21 protein-coding genes and 2 other annotated features are annotated in these 18,912 nt (G+C 37.7%); all 21 genes read right to left on the bottom strand.

The window, feature by feature from the left end; translation table 11 throughout:
* Positions 1–33: 33 nt before the first annotated feature.
* Complete coding sequence (locus NST00_RS03480) at positions 34–633, bottom strand: class I SAM-dependent methyltransferase (protein WP_016838545.1); 600 nt, start codon at positions 631–633, stop codon at positions 34–36.
* Between the two features lie 88 nt (positions 634–721).
* Positions 722–1,087 carry a 50S ribosomal protein L7/L12 gene (gene rplL, locus NST00_RS03475; RefSeq protein ID WP_016838544.1) on the bottom strand — a complete coding sequence of 122 codons (366 nt, stop codon included), beginning with the start codon at positions 1,085–1,087 and terminating at the stop codon, positions 722–724.
* 73 nt (positions 1,088–1,160) lie between these two features.
* Positions 1,161–1,661 (bottom strand): 50S ribosomal protein L10, encoded by a 501-nt coding sequence (rplJ, locus tag NST00_RS03470; RefSeq protein ID WP_016838543.1) that lies wholly within the window; start codon positions 1,659–1,661, stop codon positions 1,161–1,163.
* Positions 1,662–1,693: 32 nt separating this feature from the next.
* Positions 1,694–1,837 (bottom strand) — a sequence feature (ribosomal protein L10 leader region).
* A 67-nt stretch (positions 1,838–1,904) separates the two neighbouring features.
* Positions 1,905–2,603 carry a 50S ribosomal protein L1 gene (gene rplA, locus NST00_RS03465; protein ID WP_016838542.1) on the bottom strand — a complete coding sequence of 233 codons (699 nt, stop codon included), beginning with the start codon at positions 2,601–2,603 and terminating at the stop codon, positions 1,905–1,907.
* A gap of 109 nt (positions 2,604–2,712) precedes the next feature.
* Positions 2,713–3,138, bottom strand: a complete 426-nt coding sequence (rplK, locus tag NST00_RS03460) for a 50S ribosomal protein L11 (RefSeq protein WP_016838541.1) — start codon at positions 3,136–3,138, stop codon at positions 2,713–2,715.
* 251 nt (positions 3,139–3,389) lie between these two features.
* Positions 3,390–3,926 (bottom strand): transcription termination/antitermination protein NusG, encoded by a 537-nt coding sequence (nusG, locus tag NST00_RS03455; protein ID WP_016838540.1) that lies wholly within the window; start codon positions 3,924–3,926, stop codon positions 3,390–3,392.
* Between the two features lie 149 nt (positions 3,927–4,075).
* Positions 4,076–4,261 (bottom strand): preprotein translocase subunit SecE, encoded by a 186-nt coding sequence (secE, locus tag NST00_RS03450; RefSeq protein WP_016838539.1) that lies wholly within the window; start codon positions 4,259–4,261, stop codon positions 4,076–4,078.
* A gap of 44 nt (positions 4,262–4,305) precedes the next feature.
* Entirely contained in the window at positions 4,306–4,449 is a 144-nt protein-coding gene (gene rpmG / locus NST00_RS03445) for a 50S ribosomal protein L33 (protein ID WP_083839531.1), read from the bottom strand.
* An 81-nt stretch (positions 4,450–4,530) separates the two neighbouring features.
* Positions 4,531–5,178, bottom strand: coding sequence for an RNA polymerase sporulation sigma factor SigH (sigH, locus tag NST00_RS03440; RefSeq protein ID WP_016838538.1), 648 nt, complete (start codon positions 5,176–5,178; stop codon positions 4,531–4,533).
* Between the two features lie 70 nt (positions 5,179–5,248).
* Positions 5,249–5,761, bottom strand: a complete 513-nt coding sequence (locus NST00_RS03435; protein ID WP_016838537.1) for an NYN domain-containing protein — start codon at positions 5,759–5,761, stop codon at positions 5,249–5,251.
* A gap of 2 nt (positions 5,762–5,763) precedes the next feature.
* Positions 5,764–6,513: a 23S rRNA (guanosine(2251)-2'-O)-methyltransferase RlmB gene (gene rlmB / locus NST00_RS03430; RefSeq protein ID WP_016838536.1), complete on the bottom strand. Its 750-nt coding sequence runs from the start codon at positions 6,511–6,513 to the stop codon at positions 5,764–5,766.
* A gap of 1 nt (position 6,514) precedes the next feature.
* Positions 6,515–6,925: a Mini-ribonuclease 3 gene (locus NST00_RS03425; protein ID WP_016838535.1), complete on the bottom strand. Its 411-nt coding sequence runs from the start codon at positions 6,923–6,925 to the stop codon at positions 6,515–6,517.
* Between the two features lies 1 nt (position 6,926).
* On the bottom strand, positions 6,927–8,330 hold the full coding sequence (gene cysS / locus NST00_RS03420) for a cysteine--tRNA ligase (protein WP_016838534.1): 1,404 nt from the start codon (positions 8,328–8,330) through the stop codon (positions 6,927–6,929).
* A 126-nt stretch (positions 8,331–8,456) separates the two neighbouring features.
* Positions 8,457–8,670 (bottom strand) — a binding site (T-box leader).
* 48 nt (positions 8,671–8,718) lie between these two features.
* A complete protein-coding gene (gene gltX, locus NST00_RS03415; RefSeq protein WP_016838533.1) occupies positions 8,719–10,179 on the bottom strand; it encodes a glutamate--tRNA ligase in 1,461 nt (486 codons plus the stop codon).
* 190 nt (positions 10,180–10,369) lie between these two features.
* Positions 10,370–10,849, bottom strand: coding sequence for a 2-C-methyl-D-erythritol 2,4-cyclodiphosphate synthase (gene ispF / locus NST00_RS03410; protein ID WP_016838532.1), 480 nt, complete (start codon positions 10,847–10,849; stop codon positions 10,370–10,372).
* Positions 10,850–11,026: 177 nt separating this feature from the next.
* Entirely contained in the window at positions 11,027–11,737 is a 711-nt protein-coding gene (ispD, locus tag NST00_RS03405; RefSeq protein ID WP_016838531.1) for a 2-C-methyl-D-erythritol 4-phosphate cytidylyltransferase, read from the bottom strand.
* Positions 11,738–11,768: 31 nt separating this feature from the next.
* On the bottom strand, positions 11,769–12,863 hold the full coding sequence (locus NST00_RS03400; RefSeq protein ID WP_016838530.1) for a PIN/TRAM domain-containing protein: 1,095 nt from the start codon (positions 12,861–12,863) through the stop codon (positions 11,769–11,771).
* A 198-nt stretch (positions 12,864–13,061) separates the two neighbouring features.
* Positions 13,062–14,432 carry a DNA repair protein RadA gene (gene radA / locus NST00_RS03395; protein ID WP_016838528.1) on the bottom strand — a complete coding sequence of 457 codons (1,371 nt, stop codon included), beginning with the start codon at positions 14,430–14,432 and terminating at the stop codon, positions 13,062–13,064.
* A 390-nt stretch (positions 14,433–14,822) separates the two neighbouring features.
* Positions 14,823–17,261 (bottom strand): ATP-dependent Clp protease ATP-binding subunit, encoded by a 2,439-nt coding sequence (locus NST00_RS03390; protein ID WP_016838527.1) that lies wholly within the window; start codon positions 17,259–17,261, stop codon positions 14,823–14,825.
* Complete coding sequence (locus tag NST00_RS03385) at positions 17,251–18,351, bottom strand: protein arginine kinase (RefSeq protein ID WP_016838526.1); 1,101 nt, start codon at positions 18,349–18,351, stop codon at positions 17,251–17,253. Before NST00_RS03385 ends, NST00_RS03390 begins: the two co-directional genes overlap by 11 nt.
* A complete protein-coding gene (locus NST00_RS03380; RefSeq protein WP_016838525.1) occupies positions 18,348–18,902 on the bottom strand; it encodes a UvrB/UvrC motif-containing protein in 555 nt (184 codons plus the stop codon). The genes NST00_RS03385 and NST00_RS03380 overlap by 4 nt, the downstream gene beginning before the upstream one ends.
* Positions 18,903–18,912 lie beyond the last annotated feature (10 nt).

Raw genomic sequence — 18,912 nt, 5'->3', positions numbered from 1 at the left:
ATTTGTCAAGTCAATATTTAATGGGAATTCGTTTTATTTTTCAGCTTTGATAATCCAATATCCCTTTTTCTTCTCGACAATTTCCACTGACCGAAACTTTTCTTCCAAATACTTTAACGTAGATGGTGCTCCTTGTTTCTTCTGAATCACAACCCAAAGCTCTCCACTTGTACACAAATGCTGATAAGCCCCGTCATAGATTTTAAAAACCGTCTCTTTCCCAGCTCGAATTGGCGGGTTCGTTAACACAGCAGCAACTTGGACTTCCTCATCCACATATACACCGTCACTTTCATAAATACGCACATTTTGGATTCCGTTCAATTCTGCATTCTTTCTAGCTAATTGAAGTGCTCGCTCATTAATATCCATCATATATACTGTTCGCTCTGGATATTGCTTTGCTATCGCTAACCCGATTGGACCGTAGCCACAACCAACGTCTAAAACAATTCCTTCTACATCGGGCATGTTAAATGTATCAATTAACAAACGGGATCCAAAATCTACTTCGCTTTTACTAAACACTCCTGTATCTGTTTCAAATAAAAATGAGTGTCCTAATAAAGTAAACTGCCATTGTTGAGGTTTACTTTCCGTTTGAGGCTTTCGTGAATAATAATGTTCAGTCATTTGAGTGGCCTCCCTAAATAAATGAAGAAAAGCTCGCCAAATAGGACGAGCTTTTTATTTTTTGGTATAAACGATACTTAAGCAATTATTACTTAAGTTCTACAGAAGCGCCAACTTCTTCAAGTTTAGCTTTCATTTCTTCAGCTTCTTCTTTAGAAACGCCTTCTTTAAGTGGTTTTGGAGTGTTGTCAACTAATTCTTTTGCTTCTTTTAAGCCAAGGCCAGTAAGTTCGCGTACAACTTTGATAACTTTGATTTTTTGATCTCCAGCGTTAGCTAATACTACATCGAATTCAGATTTTTCTTCTGCAGCAGCACCTGCAGCAGCACCACCTACAACTGCAACTGGAGCAGCAGCAGTTACGCCGAATTCTTCTTCGATAGCTTTTACTAAATCGTTTAATTCAAGAACTGTCATTTCTTTAATAGCTTCAATAATTTGTTCTTTAGTCATTCCATATTCCTCCTATATAGGTATTTTTGTTAGGCTATTTGCCTGTATTCGAAATATTGGTTTAAGCGATAAATTACGCACCTTGTTCTTCTTTTTGTTCTGCAACAGCTTTTGTTGCAAGAGCGAAGTTGCGGATTGGAGCTTGAAGTACAGATAGTAACATTGAAAGTAAACCTTCGCGAGATGGAAGGTCAGCAAGAGCTTTAACCTCTTCAACTGTAGCAACGTTTCCTTCAATAACACCCGCTTTAATTTCTAATGCATCGTTTTCTTTTGCGAAGTTGTTAAGGATTTTAGCTGGTGCTACAACATCTTCTGTAGAGAAAGCGATCGCATTTGGACCTGTTAAATATTCATTAAGTCCTTCTAGTCCAACTTCTTCAACAGCACGGCGAGTTAAAGTGTTTTTATAAACTTTAAATTCTACGCCAGCTTCACGAAGTTGTTTACGCAATTCAGTAACTTGAGCTACGTTTAAACCGCGGTAATCAACAAGCACTACAGAAGCAGAATTTTTAAATTTGTCTGCAATCTCTTGTACTTGTACTTTTTTTGCTTCAATTGCCTTAGACATTTTGACACCTCCTATTAGAATGGGTCATTCATACCGATAAAACAAAAGCCTTCGTGTAGACACACGAAGGCATAAAAAGTCATCATCTTAAAAAAGAATCCGATTTTATGTCCTCGGTAGGGAAGTTTAAGTGCAAAGAGCACCCCTACTGTCTACGGTACAAATGGATCACTATATTCAGAACATCATCCATAATACTAACGAATAGGATGAATGTCAATAGTTTTATTCTATCTTTATTTATTATTTAATCACTACGCTAGAAGCGTCAATTTTAATTGATGGCCCCATTGTAGTAGTGATGTTTACAGATTTCATGTAAGTACCTTTAGCTGCAGCAGGTTTTGCTTTTTGAATTGCTTCGAATACAGCTAAGAAGTTTTCTACTAATTTTTCTGTTTCGAAAGATACTTTACCGATAGGAGCGTGAACGATACCAGCTTTATCAGCGCGGTATTCTACTTTACCAGCTTTAATTTCTTGGATTGCTTTCGCAACATCGAAAGTAACTGTTCCTGTTTTAGGGTTTGGCATTAATCCTTTTGGACCTAAAATACGACCTAATTTACCAACCTCACCCATCATATCAGGTGTAGCTACGATTACATCAAACTCAAACCAACCTTGTTGGATTTTGTTGATGTAGTCTACATCGCCTACATAGTCTGCTCCAGCAGCTTCAGCTTCTTTTAATTTTTCACCTTTTGCAAATACTAATACACGTTGAGTTTTACCTGTTCCGTTTGGAAGCACAACTGCTCCACGGATTTGTTGGTCATTTTTACGAGTATCAATATTTAAACGGAAAGCTACTTCTACTGTTGCATCAAATTTAACATTGCTTGTTTTTTGAGCTAATGCAACAGCTTCTTCTACTGGATATAATTTAGTTTTATCAATTAATTTTGCAAGTTCTTGCATTCTTTTACTGCGTTTTACCATTACTTTTTCCTCCTTTGTGGTTTTAGCGGAAATTTACCTCCCACGAATAAAGGTTGCGTGTTCAACAGAACTTGCGCAACCTACAAAAACTAACACGAATTACAATGGATTAGTCAACGATTTCAATACCCATGCTTCGTGCTGTACCTTCAACCATTGCCATAGCCGCTTCAACAGATGCAGCATTTAAATCAGGCATTTTTAGTTCTGCGATTTCGCGAACTTTATCACGTTTAACCGTTGCAACTTTTTTACGGTTTGGCTCACCAGAACCTGATTCAATACCTGCTGCTTTTTTAAGCAATACAGCTGCAGGTGGAGTTTTTGTAATAAAAGTGAAAGAACGGTCTTCGAATACTGTAATTTCAACAGGTATAATTAAACCTGCTTGATCAGCAGTACGAGCGTTAAATTCTTTACAGAATCCCATGATGTTTACACCTGCTTGACCTAATGCAGGACCAACTGGTGGAGCTGGATTCGCTTTACCAGCAGGGATTTGAAGTTTAACAATTTTAATAACTTTTTTAGCCACGAGACACACCTCCTTAAGTCCGTGATGTGGTATATTGGGTTGCCCCTCCCACTCAAATATACATTTATCAGCCATGCCGATAAAATATCATTAACTCATATCGCAGACTAAAAAAACTAGTCTGACCTATGAAATGATATCATTTTTCATATTCTTAAGCAAGTAAAAATATTATAAAGATATAAATTATTTGTTAACCAAATTGGTTAAAATGTGCAAACCATTGAAATTTTTTACTCTTTTTTAAAGGTTTATACCCGTTGTACTTGTTCGAAATCTAATTCCATTTTCGTTTCCCGACCGAACATGTCAACTGAAACTTTTACTTTTCCTTTATCCACATCGATTTCCTCTACATTTCCTTGGAAATGAGCAAATGGTCCATCTAACACTTCAACTAGATCGCCAACAGCAATATCTAACTCGCCAATTGCTTTTTTGTGTAATCCCATTGAACGAAGCAGACGATCTACTTCTTCAGGCAGTAAAGGTGTCGGTTTTGCTCCTCCGCCTGATGAGCCAATAAATCCTGTCACTCCTGGGGTATTGCGAACAACGTACCAAGAATCATCAGTTAAAATCATTTCAACTAATACGTAACCCGGGAAAACTTTTCGCATCACCGTACGTTTTTTTCCATCTTTTAAATCAGTTTCTTCATGTTCAGGGATGATTACACGGAAAATGAGATCTTGCATCCCCATTGTTTCTACTCGTTTTTCGAGATTTGCTTTTACACGATTTTCATAACCTGAATAAGTATGAACTACATACCATTGTTTTTCCATAATGTATATTGGACTATTCGTCCTTCCCTCCTTTACAATTACAACCCGTTGAATCTGTATTTAATATTATAATTTACAACATAAATGAAAAAAACCCGCGAAATGTTAGACGGGCTATTTTTCGAAAGATATTTAGTATGGGGCTATAATTATATTTTTAAATACCAACGGAATGCTCCCGAAATCAATAAATCTACAAGCACAAAAAAGATTGCTACAAAAATGACTGTTGTGATTACAACAATCGTATATTTTGTAAGCTCTTTGCTTTTTGGCCAGCTTGTCTTTCTCATTTCGGACATAACTTCTTGCAGAAATTGTTTTATTTTGCCCATTCTAGCTTAACCTCCGAATAAATCATCTGTCTTCTCTATTTCAACTAGCGCGTTTGTTTGTGTAATGTGTGTCGATTGCAGCGCTGACAATACTTTTTCAATTGTAATCTAGTTGAGCTGTCTTTTTCAGGATAAGTGTAATTTCTAGAACCACACTCTTCACAGCTTAATACAATTTTCTTTGCCACTGAAAAAACCTCTATTCTGGCATTTTATCTTTTAAAGACTAACACCAAAAAAACATGCTGTCAATAATTGAGGAATGAGTTTCAAATAATTTCCCCATTTTCTAAATGGCGCTCCAATTTCCGTTTCACCCGTTGCAATGCATTATCAATTGACTTTACATGACGATTTAATTCTTCAGAAATCTCATTATAAGATTGTCCATCTAAATATAAAGTAAGCACTTGTTGTTCAAGTTCGCTTAAAATTTCGCTAATTTTTTCTTCCAAATAGGAGTACTCTTCTCGGTTAATCATTAAATGTTCTGGATTTTCTGATTCCGAGCATGTAATGACATCCATCAACGTCCGATCCGACTCTTCATCATATATTGGTTTATCAAGAGAAACATAGGAATTGAGTGGAATATGTTTCTGACGCGTTGCCGTCTTAATAGCAGTAATAATTTGGCGCGTAATACATAACTCTGCAAAAGCTTTAAAGGAAACAAGCTTGTCCTCTTTAAAATCTCTTATGGCTTTATATAAACCTATCATTCCCTCTTGTATAATATCTTCCTTGTCCGCTCCTATTAAAAAATAAGAGCGAGCTTTCGCCTTTACGAATACACGGTATTTATTAATTAAGTAATCTAACGCCTCTGTATTACCTTGATGCACTAGTTCAACAAGTTGTTCATCCGTTAGCTCGTCAAAAGATTGTACTACTTGCGATTGCTCTGTTTTTAGCAACGGCCTCACCCCAGACGTATAAATCATATTAGGAACAGTATATATGAATTGGAAAATATAGGTCAATTGATTATTTTAAACCTCTTCTCCATTTTTCGAAGGCTAACTCTACTTCTTTCGATAATGGGATTCTAGATTTAGGTCTTTCTTTCTGCGAAGTTTCTACTCTTTTTGATATTTTTGATTGAATAATTTCCAACTCTATTTCTAGTTCACGGGCTGATTTTCGAAGGGCACCATTCCCAAATATTACGTTTTGCTCCGTCATATCAGAAGTTGCTACGTATATTTGGACTTTCCTCCCTTTCAGCTCGTTTGATAATTTTTCAATACGCTCATCTGCCGTTTCGTTCTTTCTTGTAAAAATTACTTCCACCGCATTTTGTACATAAGATTTCTCTGCCCCAGAAACATGATAGGCATCGAAAACAACAATCACCCGCCATCCCATAGCGGCTTTATATTCTGCCATTAGTTCAAGCAGGCGATTTCTAGCTTCCTCTAAATCTGTATCTTTTAAAGGCCGCAATTCTTTCCAAGCACCTATCATATTGTATCCATCAACTATTAGAATGTTTTTCATAACTAATCATTCACTTCTTGACGTTTTCGGTACACTTCATACATTAATAATGCCGCTGCAACAGACGCATTCAATGAATTAACATGCCCAACCATTGGCAAATGATAGAGAAAGTCACATTTCTCCTTCAGTAGTCTACTCATTCCTTTCCCTTCACTTCCAATAATGATAGCTAGTGGCAAGGTAGCATCCATTTTTCGATAGTCGGTGCTACCTTTTGCATCTGTTCCAGCAATCCAGACGCCTCTTTCTTTTAACTCATCTACTGTTTGCGCTAAATTGTTCACTCTGCAAACAGGAACATGCTCAATAGCTCCTGTAGAAGCTTTCGCTACCGTTGCTGTAAGTCCAACAGAACGTCTCTTTGGTATGATTATACCATGAACGCCAATCGCATCTGCAGTTCGCATAATTGAGCCAAGATTATGAGGGTCTTCTAATTCATCTAAAATGATGAAAAATGGATCTTCGCTTCTTGCTTTGGCCACATCAAATAAATCATCGAGTTCCGCATACTTATAAGCAGCGACAGAAGCAACGATACCTTGATGGTTGGCACTTGAAAGTTGATCGATTTTTTTCTTTGGCACAAATTGTACAAATACTCCTCGCTCGCGGGCTAAATCCAGCACTTCCTTAATTCCCGATTTTTTTACACCTTCACTAATCCATATTTTGTTCATTTCTCGGCCTGAACGAAGGGCTTCTAATACCGGGTTTTTGCCAGCAATCATTTCTCCACTTTCGCTCATGTTATGACGCTCCTTTCGCTTCTTCAACGATTTGTATTGCATAATCAATTATTTTATTCATACGTTCATACTGTTTTGTTAAATAAAGACTGCCGAGAACTGCTTCAAATCCGGAACTATTGCGATAAGTTTGAACATCCGTATTTTTCGGAACAGTACCAGACTTTGCATTGCGCCCACGTCTATAAATTGATAACTCTTCTTCCGTTAAATACTGTTCTTCTATCATGCGATGCACAATCATTGATTGAGCTTTAGCAGAGACATATTTTGTCGCCTCATGGTGCAGCGTATTCGGTTTCGTTCGACCGCTTAACAATAAATGTTCCCTAACGCGCACCTCTAAAACGGCGTCCCCCATATATGCTAATGCAAGTGCGTTTAATTGCTTAATATCAACTTGTTGTGCCATCTTATGAACCTCGTTTCCAGCGAGTACCTTGTCGTGTATCTTCTAAAATTATGTTCATACTTAATAATTGGTCACGAATTTCATCCGCTCTCTTGAAATCACGATTTTTTCGTGCAATATTACGCTCTTCAATTAACTTTTCAATTTCTTCGTCTAAAATTTCCATCTCAACAGCTAATTTAATTCCTAAAACACCACTAAGAACTTCAAATGTTTCAATAAATGCTTTTAGCACTTTTTCATCCGTATTTGTTTCGTTTACATACGTATTTGACGTGCGAGCTAGTTCAAATAAAACAGAAATACCGTTAGCTGTATTGAAATCATCATCCATTTCCTTCTCGAATTGTTTTTTCAACTCATCGATTTTTTCTAAATACAATTCACTATTTTCTGCAAGGTTCGTCGTAGATTTTAGTCGATGTTGAAGATTCGAATAAGCTGTGCGCAAGCGCTCCAATCCACTTCGAGCGGATTCAATCAATTCTTCTGAGAAATTGATTGGATGACGATAATGTACAGAAAGCATGAAAAATCTTAATACTTGCGGATCAATTTTCTGGATAATATCGTGGACTAATACGAAATTCCCAAGAGATTTTGACATTTTTTCGTTATCAATATTAATATACCCATTATGCATCCAGTAACGGGCAAAAAGTTTTCCGGTATAGCTTTCAGACTGAGCAATTTCATTTTCGTGGTGCGGGAACGTTAAATCTTGACCTCCAGCATGAATGTCAATTGTGTCACCTAGATGAGCTCTTGCCATTACGGAGCATTCAATATGCCATCCAGGTCGTCCTTCACCCCAAGGGCTACTCCAGTGAATTTCACCTGGTTTTGCAGCTTTCCAAAGAGCAAAGTCTAGTGGGTCTTCTTTCTTTTCACCCGCTTCGATACGTGCGCCTACTTTTAAATCATCAATTGACTGATGACTTAGTTTTCCATAACCTTCAAACTTGCGTGTGCGGAAATATACATCCCCTTGAGATTCATAAGCATACCCTTTATTGATTAATACTTTAATAAATTCAATAATATCATCCATATGTTCTGTCACTCTCGGATGAACATCCGCTTTTTTGCATCCAAGTGCAGTGATATCCTCAAAATAAGCTTTTATAAAACGCTCTGTCAGTTCAGAAACTTCTTCTCCTAACTCGTTAGCTGCCTTAATAATTTTGTCGTCCACATCGGTGAAGTTTGATACATACTTCACATCAAACCCTTTATATTGCAAATATCTTCTTACGGTATCATAGACAATGGCAGGACGTGCATTGCCTATATGAATGTAGTTATAAACAGTTGGTCCGCATACGTACATTTTTACTTTTCCCTCTTCAAGAGGAACAAATGGTTCTTTTCTTCTTGTTAACGTATTGTAAATTTGAATTGCCATGTCATTCTCTCCTTTAGCCAATTTTCTCCGAACAAATATATCCTTCTATAACTAAATTACCACCATTTCTCTACAGGTAGCCAATAAAAATTAGCTGAATAAAAAACGCCTCCATCATATCACTATGACAGAGACGCCAATTCGCGCGGTTCCACTCTGGTTGAAAGCATGAAGCTTTCCGCTCGAGGTCTTTAACGGTGACTAGCCGACTTGCCTACTCCATTTCAGCAAAGTGCTCAAAGGTGCATTTCCGTAAAATAGAGGTTTAGGTCACTTTCAGCCTGTGGTGACCCTCTCTTTCAAACATATTTTACGTACTTCTCCTTTTCAACGCTTTCACTTTTATATCATTATATCCAAGGCTCAAAAACCGTTCATCTAAAAAATATTAATTTGTGAATTTTTCTAATCGGGCTAAAACTTTTTCTTTGCCCACTAATTCGATTGCATCCGCCAATTCCGGACCATGAGTTTGGCCTGTTGTCATCACTCGAATTGGCATAAATAAGTTTTTCCCTTTATATCCAGTTTCTTTTTGTACTGCTTTAATTGCCGCTTTAATTGACGAAGCATCAAAAGCTTCCGAAGCCTCTAATTGCTGTTTAAATGATGCAGCCAATTCTTTAATATGTTCTAAAGCTAGTACTTCTTGGGCAGCTTCATCATATTCAATTTCATCTTTAAAGAACAAGCTAGATAATTCAACAATTTCTGCACCATAACTCATTTGATTATGGTATAACGCAATCAATTTTGTTGCCCATTGTTTTTGTTCACTAGTCAATTCTAAAGGAAGTAAACCGGCTTTTTGCAAGTGAGGAAGTGCTAAGTCTACTACTTCATCCAATGACAATTTTTTAATGTATTGGTTGTTCATCCATGTTAGTTTATTCCGGTCAAACATTGACGGTGATTTTGATAAACGCTTCTCATCAAAAATTTCAATCAATTGTTCTTTTGTAAAGATTTCTTCTTCCCCTTCCGGAGACCAACCAAGCAATGCAAAGAAGTTGAACATCGCTTCTGGTAAATATCCAAGCTCTTTATATTGAGAAACGAACTGGATAATGGATTCATCACGTTTTGATAACTTCTTATGATTTTCGTTCACAATGATTGTTAAATGGCCGAACTCAGGGTATTCCCAATCGAAAGCATCAAAAATCATCATTTGTTTCGGCGTATTAGATAAGTGTTCTTCTCCGCGGAATACATGCGTAATTTCCATATAATGGTCATCCAAAACAACCGCAAAGTTATAAGTAGGAATTCCATTCGCCTTCACGATAACCCAATCGCCAATATCTTTAGATTCAAAAGTAACTTCTCCGCGCACTAAATCATTAAATTTGTATGTTACATTTTCTGGAACTTTAAAACGGATTGTATAAGGAATTCCCTGCGCTTCTTTTTCAGCGATTTCCTCTTTCGTTAAATGGCGGCATTTGCCTTCGTAAGTTGGAGCAGGAATGCCTTTTGCTCTTTGGGCTTCTCTTGAAGCTTCCAATTCTTCAGGTGTGCAGAAACATTTATAAGCTAGACCTCGTTCTAATAGCTCTTCCGCATGTTTCTTATATATATCTAGTCTTTCCGTTTGGCGATATGGCGCATAAGGTCCGCCAATATCTACAGATTCATCTGGAATTATTCCAAGCCAGCGCAGATTATCAAGCTGTGACGCTTCTCCACCCTCAACATTGCGCTCCGTATCCGTATCTTCAATGCGAACAACAAATGTTCCGTTGTAATGTTTTGCAAACAAATAATTAAATAACGCAGTACGCGCTCCACCAATATGTAAATGACCGGTAGGACTTGGCGCATACCGAACACGAACTTGTTTTGTCATAATTTTTCCTCCTAAGTTTACCAGATAAAAACCTTCATTTTTATTTGGCCACTACTAGAATATTGCCATTTCCAATGCTTCCCTTAACTTTTGTACATTTTACCACTCTGTCTTCACATTGAAAAGTTAATGAGAGGGAAGAAATTTTAACTTTTCAGGAACGAATTCATCTTCTTTCAACATTTGAGAACTATTGCTTTTTTATTAACAATATTGTTGCTAATGCTGCTATACCTTCTTCTCGGCCAACAAAGCCTAATTTTTCCGTTGTAGTTGCTTTGACGTTTACTTGAGACGGGTTCGCATCCAAAAGTTCTGCTATGCGATTTCGCATTTGCTCAATATATGGAGCCATTTTAGGCTTTTGAGCCATAATTGTACAATCAACATTCCCAAGAATATACCCTTTATCATTTACTATTTTCCATATATACTCCAATAATTTCGCTGAATCTGCATCTTTATATTTTGGATCTGTATCTGGAAAATGACGTCCGATATCTCCTTCTCCAATTGCTCCAAGGGCCGCATCTGTAATTGCATGTAATAACACATCCGCATCGGAATGACCAACAAGGCCTTTCGTATGAGGTATCTCTATGCCTCCGATAATAAGTGGCCGCCCTTCTTGAAACGCATGCACATCAAATCCTTGTCCAACACGAAACATATTGTAGCTGCATGATGAAAGACTGTTCAGCCTTATATGCAGCGTTCACCATCCTTTACTGTAAAATCAGATTCCAAATTGCCACTTCATATATTAACATATTTCCCATTTGTATGGATTGTAAGCATACATTCAACCCAATTATTATGTATGGAAACAAGAAAAGACCTCACCAATCTAAAAGATTTGTGAGGTACCTTCTTTCTGCATCTGGCGGTTTTTTAAGATGGCTTCACCAAATAATAAATCTTCTTTCGTCGTCATTTTAATATTTTCATAATTGCTTTCAACAATATGGATTTCATAACCGAGGCGCTCCACTAGCATCGCTTCGTCCGTTCCTAAAAATCCTTCTTTTTCCGCTACATCCTCCGCATGCCGTAACAGTTCGTAACGAAATGCTTGCGGCGTTTGGATTGACCATAGGTTTTCCCGATCTACCGTTTCAACAATAATACCATCTTGTACTTTTTTCATCGTATCCTTCGCTCGAACTCCTGCTATCGCAGCCCCTTTTTCATATGCGGTTTCCACTAAACGGTCAATGACTTGTTGGGATATAAACGGTCTTGCAGCATCATGGACGAGAACAATCTCCACATCATTCATTACTTTTAAACATGAATGAACAGAATGTTGACGTTCTTTCCCTCCATTTGGTAACCCCTTTACCTTTGTAATTTTATAATCATTTAATAAATGTTGAATATAGTCCCTTTCTTCTGGTTTTACCGCTAAATATATTCCCGTACAGTTTCTATCCTTTTGAAAAATTTCGAGGGTGTGAATGAGGATCGGTTTATTCGCTAAAGATAAAAATAATTTGTTTTTTCCCGCTCCCATCCGTTTTCCGCTACCGGCTGCTGGCAATACTACTTCGTAATCCACGTGCTCAACTCCTACTCTTACTTTTCAACGGTTATGCAACTTGTTCGTCTTTTGGTTTAGCAAAAATCATGCGACCGGCGGATGTTTGCAGTACGCTTGTAACGGTGACTGTAATAGATTGCCCAATGTAACTACGACCACCTTCTACAACTATCATCGTTCCATCATCTAAATAGGCAACACCTTGATTTTGTTCTTTTCCATCTTTGATGACAACGACTTGCATATCCTCTCCTGGTATAACAACCGGTTTTACTGCGTTCGCAAGCTCATTAATATTCAATACTTGTACATGATGAAGATCACATACTTTGTTTAAGTTAAAATCATTTGTTAAAATTTTTGCTCCCATTTTTTTCGCTAACCGTACTAATTTTAAATCTACTTCTTGAACATCATCAAAATCTTCTTCAGAAATGATGACATTTACCGTTTTTCCGTCTTGTAATTTTTTCAACATATCTAACCCTCTTCGTCCACGGGTACGCTTCAATGTATCACTGGAATCCGCAATATGTTGTAATTCGGTTAATACGAACTGCGGCACCACTAAAACACCTTCTATAAATCCTGTTGTTGCGATATCCGCAATTCGACCATCTATTATGACGCTCGTATCTAACAATTTATATAGCGTTTTTTCTTGTGAAACAACTTGCCCAGAATCTCCAACTTTCTTTTTTGATCCTACACCGGATTTGGTAAATATTTGTGATAATTCTTCCCTCTTTTTAAATCCGACTCTAAATCCTAAATATCCGAGTGTAATAGATAATATTATTGGTAAAAAATCAGTAATTACCGGTATATTGATTCGTTCAATCGCAAACCCAACAAAATATGCTACAATTAAACCGACAATTAACCCAAGAGTACCAAATAGTAGGTCTGCAGCTGGAATTTTAAAAAGTACCTCTTCCATCCAGTTGATGAATTTTACACAATAATCTGATAAAGAAAACGATAGAAGAAATAATAACAACGCTCCTAATGCGACTGATGTATATGGATTATTTAACAACGGATTAGATGACAAATTTATAATTTCGTATAATGGCGGTAAAAAAACAAAACCTAGTGCTCCCCCAATAAAAAGAAAAGCAAATTGAATTACTCTTTTTAACATACAGCCACCTCCTTTTTGTGATATATTATCTTACTATTAATTATACATCGTTCATGAATCGTTTGCGATTTGAAACAACTACGAAATACATAATTTGTACTTTTTTCCCTTTTCGTCCAGAATATAAAATTATTTTTCCCAATTTCAAAAGGAAAAATGCCCATACATTATAAATATTGGTATGGACATCCCTTTTCATCAATTACCAAAACAAACTCTTAATGCTTCGTTAATGGTTTGCACCCCAATTACTTCAATGTCTTTTGGGTATTCCCAACCTCCTATATTAGAAGCAGGGATAATGGCTCGTTTAAATCCAAGTCTTGCAGCTTCATGAACTCTTTGTTCGATGCGGGATACCCGTCTTACTTCTCCGGTAAGTCCTACTTCACCGATATAAACATCTGTAACTTGAACAGGCTGATTTCTAAAACTGGAGACTATGGAGGTAAGAACGGCGAGATCAATCGCAGGTTCGTCCAGCTTTACGCCTCCTGCCACCTTAATATATGCATCTTGCGCTTGCAACAGCATGCCCATTCTTTTTTCCAAAACAGCCATCAATAATTGAACTCTATTTTGATCAACACCGGTAGCCATTCTTTTTGGATAATTGAAACTAGTTGGTGTAACTAATGATTGAATCTCGACAAGTATAGGTCTTGTACCTTCCATGGAAGCAACGACCGTCGAACCAGCTGCCCCATGTGAACGTTCTTCTAAAAATAATTCAGACGGATTTAACACTTCTTTTAAACCCGAATGAATCATTTCAAAAATAGCAATTTCATTAGTTGATCCGAAGCGATTTTTATGGCTTCTTAATATTCGATACGTATGATGTCTTTCACCTTCAAAATATAGTACGGTGTCTACCATATGTTCTAATATTCTAGGCCCTGCAATTTGCCCTTCCTTTGTAACATGTCCTACAAGAAATGTTGCAATTCCTTTCGTCTTCGCTATTCTCATCAATTCTGAAGTACATTCTCTAACTTGCGATACGCTCCCAGGAGCACTCGTCACTTCTGGATGATGCACTGTTTGAATGGAGTCAACAATGATAAACTTCGGTTGAACCTCTTCAATACTATGACGAATGAGTTCTAAATCAGTTTCAGCATAAATAAATAATTCATTTGATTGGACACCGATTCTTGTTGCGCGTAATCTTGTTTGTTTCAACGATTCTTCTCCTGAAATGTAAAGCACCCGATGTCCATTATTGGATAATTCAGCGGAAAGTTGCATAAGTAGCGTTGATTTCCCTATACCAGGATCTCCCCCAATCAAAACAAGTGAACCTGGTACAATTCCACCTCCAAGCACACGATTTAGTTCCACCATGCTTGTTTGGACTCTTTGTTCTTCTTGCGTTTCGATGCTGATAATTGGTACGGCCTTCTGACTTATAGCTTCCGAATGCTGAAACACTCCACGAGATTTCGTCATCACTTCTATTTCTTCTACAAAGGTATTCCACTCACCACAACCAGGACATCTCCCCAACCATTTAGGAGATTCATAGCCACATGATTGACAGCAAAACTTTGTTTTCTTTTTTGCCATTAGGTCCTCCTGCAAATTTTTTTGGTATAGCTATTATAACAAAGGTACTAGATTAGATTCATTGATGTACTAGAAAATTTCGTTAGACTAGGTAGGTCTATTTATTGAATATATCGGTTTTAGCACAAGAACTTGTTTGTGTAGTTACACTCTACGAAAGAAAAGCTACATGCTCGTGCGTATGCTTCCTTCACTTGTGCAGATATCCCCTCTGCTTGTGCATTTAACCACCAAACTTGTGCAAATACAACCTCTACTCGTACACATAACCTCCAAACTCGTGCGGATGCTCCTTAAATGGAGATGTACCTGTTAATACGTATGAAAAAAATAAGCTGTACCAAAAAGACAGTGTACAGTGTCTTTTGGTACAGCTCGACTAATCAATAATTATACACTTTCAACAACATCTTTTTGTTTTACGACAAATTCGCCATCCACATAGTCAAATACAACTGTACTGTTCGTTGAAACTGTGCCTTTTAATAACTCTTCTGATAAACGGTCTTCTACATTTTTCTGTAAAGCTCTTCGAATTGGTCGTGCACCGTATTGTGGATCGTACCCTTCTTCAGCAATTTTCTCTAAAGCTGCATCTGTTAGTTCAAGTTCAATGTTTTGCTCTTTTAAGCGTTTGATTAAAGATTTTGCCATCAATAATACAATTTGTTTCAATTCTTCTTTATCCAACGGCTGGAATACGATTGTTTCATCAATACGGTTTAAGAACTCTGGGCGGAATGCTTTTTTCAATTCTTCAAGCATCGTGCTCTTCATGTCTTTATATTTATTATCTCTTCCACCCACACCGAATCCTACATTCTTTTGATACTTTAATGCTTCTGCACCAATATTGGATGTCATAATGACAACCGTATTGCGGAAATCCACTGTGCGGCCTTTTGAATCTGTTAAACGACCGTCATCAAGCACTTGTAATAAGATATTGAATACGTCTGGGTGCGCTTTTTCAATTTCATCTAAAAGTACCACTGAATATGGTTTGCGGCGGACTTTTTCCGTTAATTGCCCACCTTCTTCAAATCCTACATATCCAGGAGGTGAACCCACTAGGCGAGAAGTAGAGTGTTTCTCCATATATTCGGACATATCGATACGAATCATTGCATCTTCATCGCCAAACATTACTTCTGCTAAAGCTCTAGCAAGTTCCGTTTTACCAACCCCAGTTGGTCCTAAGAAGATAAATGAACCAATCGGGCGTTTCGGATCCTTCAATCCTGCGCGAGCACGGCGGATAGCTCTAGAAATCGCCTCAACCGCTTCATGTTGTCCGACAACGCGCTTATGCAATTCTTCTTCTAAGTTCAACAGTTTTTCAGACTCTTCTTGAGCCAGTTTATTCACTGGTATTCCAGTCCACATGGATACCACTTCTGCGATATCTTCTACTGTTACTTTTGATTCTTCTTTACCTTGCTTTTCTTTCCATAATTTTTTCGTTTGTTCTAGTTCTTCTTTAATTTTTTGCTCTGTGTCGCGTAGTGCTGCTGCTTTTTCAAATTCTTGACTTGAAACTGCTGCATTTTTCTCATTGCGCACATGTTCTAATTTTTCTTCAAGCGCTTTTAAATTTGGTGGCACTGTAAATGAGCGCAAACGCACTTTAGATCCGGCTTCATCAATCAAGTCAATGGCTTTATCTGGCAGGAAGCGGTCTGAAATGTAACGGTCAGATAATTTTGCCGCAGCTTCAATTGCTTCGTCGGTAATCTTTACTCGGTGATGCGCCTCGTAACGATCGCGAAGACCTTGAATAATTTGAATTGTTTCTTCCACAGTTGGTTCATCGACTTGAATCGGTTGGAATCTACGTTCTAAAGCTGCATCTTTTTCAATGTATTTACGATATTCATCTAGCGTAGTTGCACCGATACATTGCAATTCACCGCGAGCTAATGCCGGTTTTAAAATGTTCGAAGCGTCAATCGCACCTTCTGCACCACCAGCACCAATCAATGTATGAAGTTCATCAATGAATAAAATGACGTTACCCGCTTGGCGAATTTCATCCATTACTTTTTTCAGACGATCTTCAAATTCACCACGATATTTTGTACCTGCTACAACAGTACCCATATCAAGCGTCATTACACGCTTATCGCGCAATGTTTCCGGTACTTCATTATTAACGATTTGTTGAGCAAGTCCCTCAGCAATCGCTGTTTTACCTACACCAGGTTCACCAATTAATACCGGGTTATTTTTCGTGCGGCGAGATAACACTTCGATAACTCGTGTAATTTCTTTGCTACGTCCAATTACAGGGTCAAGGGAACCTTCACGGGCAATTGCAGTTAAATCTCGAGCCAGGCTATCAAGTGTTGGAGTGCTTACTGTTTGAGTTGGATTGGAATTTTGAGAAACATCGTTGTTACCGAGAAGCAATAAAACTTGTTGACGCGCTTTATTTAAGCTTACCCCAGCGTTCGCAAGCACTCGAGCTGCAACACCCTCACCTTCACGAATTAATGCAAGTAAAATGTGTTCTGTTCCGATGTAAGCATGACCCAGTTTTCGAGATTCATCTACGGATAGTTCAATAACTTTCTTAGCTCTTGGTGTATAGTGAACGATTGGTCCAACATCCTTCGTACCTTTTCCAACTAGTTCCTCGATACCTCGTTCAATCATCTCTGGGCTTACATCAATCGCTTCTAAAGCTTTTGCAGCAATGCCTCCACCTTCGCGAATTAGCCCGAGCAAGATATGTTCAGTTCCGATGGATTCATGCTTCCAACGAATGGCTTCTTCTTGCGCCAACTGTAACACTTTTTGAGCTCGTTGAGTAAAACGATTAAACATCATGTTTTTCCTCTCCTTTTTCCTTTAATTTCGAATTTCCATCGTTTAATTTTTCTCGTATTAATTTTGCTCGGAATACATCTCGCTCTCCTGGTTCCAAAGTTGTGCCTGCGTATTGTTGTACGAATCCTGGTTGAATCAGTATTGTGCATTCATTTAATACATGTTTTGAAACATTTTTAATTATGCCTAAATCTATGCCTAAGCGAACATTAGATAAACATGTTGCTGCTTCTTCACTTGTCATAATCCGCGCATGTTTCAAAGTACCAAAGGCACGGTGAATACGGTCCTCCAAAGCAACTTGGGATTGTTTTAATAGAGTTTGTCTTGCGTTTCGTTCTTGTTCAATGATTTGCATCACGACAGTTTGTAAATCATCAATTATTTCATCTTCTGCTTTACCGAGGGTTACTTGATTTGAAATTTGATACATGTTCCCTAGATTTTCACTGCCCTCACCGTAAATACCTCTCACGACCATGCCAAAACGAGCTAGCATTTGTGTTAATACTTTCATTTGCTTCATCATCGAAAGTCCTGGTAAATGCATCATCACAGATGCTCGTAAACCAGTTCCTACATTTGTAGGGCAACTCGTTAAATAGCCGAATTGGTTATTGAAGGCAATCGGTAAAAGTTTTTCAAGCTGACAATCTAATTTATTAGCCATTTCATAAGTTTCTATTAGTTGAAGTCCAGGGGATAAACATTGGATTCTTAAGTGGTCTTCTTCATTTACCATCACACTAATGGCTTCATCTTTTGAAATGATAACTGAAGCGAATTTTTCTCTATTGGCAAGCATCGGGCTAATGAGATGTTTTTCAACTAATACTTGACGTTGTAATACGGGCATTTCTTGAATTGTGAAATGAGAGAAATGGTGATTTCCGTTATTCAATTGGGAAAAAGCTTGCGTAACCATTTGATCAACCGTTTTCGCTTCTTCATCAGTAAATATTAATGGGAAACGGAAACCATCCAAGTTTCTCGCTAATCGAATCCGGGTGGAAATGACAATGTCATTTTCTTCACCGTCAACGCCCATCCAACTCGGTGCTTCCGCTTTTAAGAAATATTCAAGGTTCATGGTGTATCAACACCTCCCATCTCAAGCTTGCGTTCCAATGCTTTAATTTCATCTCTGAATTTCGCCGCATCTTCAAAACGTTCATCTTGTATAGCTAATTGCAGCTGTTCGCGTGCATGTTCAATTTGTTTTTTAATAATTCGGTTGTTATCCACTTTTTGTCCAGGCCTTTTTCCAGTATGTTTGGTTCCCGCTTGTATTTTTGCAAGTACTTGCGGAAGTTTTTCGCCAAAGGTTTCATAGCATTGTGGGCAACCCAATTTACCTTCATTTAAAAATTTACGAAAAGTAAATCCGCAAGCCGGACATGCATTTGTCTGGATGGATGGTTGAACAGCTCTTTCTTGTGTTTCATTTTTCCAAATAGGCATCCCAAACCAATTAGATAACAATTGATGGATTGGGATTTGTTCTTCTTTATGAAAGTCTAAGTTGAATGGATGAAATTGTGCTGCACATACTTCACAATAATGCTTCTCACTTTTATGGCCATTTATTATTTGTGTAACTGTAACGGTTGCTTTCCGTTGTTTACAGTGTTCACAAATCATGACCCACCAC

Origin of the sequence: Ureibacillus sp. FSL K6-0165, from assembly GCF_038004285.1 — a bacterium.
Lineage (GTDB): Bacteria > Bacillota > Bacilli > Bacillales_A > Planococcaceae > Ureibacillus > Ureibacillus thermosphaericus.
This window is presented reverse-complemented; position numbering and strand designations above follow the sequence as displayed.

Coding starts and splice junctions, on each gene's coding strand:
- NST00_RS03480 (WP_016838545.1), bottom strand. CDS start 633: ATGACTGAACATTATTATTCACGAAAGCCTCAAACGGAAAGTAAACCT.
- rplL (WP_016838544.1), bottom strand. CDS start 1,087: ATGACTAAAGAACAAATTATTGAAGCTATTAAAGAAATGACAGTTCTT.
- rplJ (WP_016838543.1), bottom strand. CDS start 1,661: ATGTCTAAGGCAATTGAAGCAAAAAAAGTACAAGTACAAGAGATTGCA.
- rplA (WP_016838542.1), bottom strand. CDS start 2,603: ATGGTAAAACGCAGTAAAAGAATGCAAGAACTTGCAAAATTAATTGAT.
- nusG (WP_016838540.1), bottom strand. CDS start 3,926: ATGGAAAAACAATGGTATGTAGTTCATACTTATTCAGGTTATGAAAAT.
- secE (WP_016838539.1), bottom strand. CDS start 4,261: ATGGGCAAAATAAAACAATTTCTGCAAGAAGTTATGTCCGAAATGAGA.
- NST00_RS03435 (WP_016838537.1), bottom strand. CDS start 5,761: ATGAAAAACATTCTAATAGTTGATGGATACAATATGATAGGTGCTTGG.
- rlmB (WP_016838536.1), bottom strand. CDS start 6,513: ATGAGCGAAAGTGGAGAAATGATTGCTGGCAAAAACCCGGTATTAGAA.
- NST00_RS03425 (WP_016838535.1), bottom strand. CDS start 6,925: ATGGCACAACAAGTTGATATTAAGCAATTAAACGCACTTGCATTAGCA.
- cysS (WP_016838534.1), bottom strand. CDS start 8,330: ATGGCAATTCAAATTTACAATACGTTAACAAGAAGAAAAGAACCATTT.
- gltX (WP_016838533.1), bottom strand. CDS start 10,179: ATGACAAAACAAGTTCGTGTTCGGTATGCGCCAAGTCCTACCGGTCAT.
- ispF (WP_016838532.1), bottom strand. CDS start 10,849: ATGTTTCGTGTTGGACAAGGATTTGATGTGCATGCGTTTCAAGAAGGG.
- NST00_RS03400 (WP_016838530.1), bottom strand. CDS start 12,863: ATGTTAAAAAGAGTAATTCAATTTGCTTTTCTTTTTATTGGGGGAGCA.
- radA (WP_016838528.1), bottom strand. CDS start 14,432: ATGGCAAAAAAGAAAACAAAGTTTTGCTGTCAATCATGTGGCTATGAA.
- NST00_RS03390 (WP_016838527.1), bottom strand. CDS start 17,261: ATGATGTTTAATCGTTTTACTCAACGAGCTCAAAAAGTGTTACAGTTG.
- NST00_RS03385 (WP_016838526.1), bottom strand. CDS start 18,351: ATGAACCTTGAATATTTCTTAAAAGCGGAAGCACCGAGTTGGATGGGC.
- NST00_RS03380 (WP_016838525.1), bottom strand. CDS start 18,902: ATGATTTGTGAACACTGTAAACAACGGAAAGCAACCGTTACAGTTACA.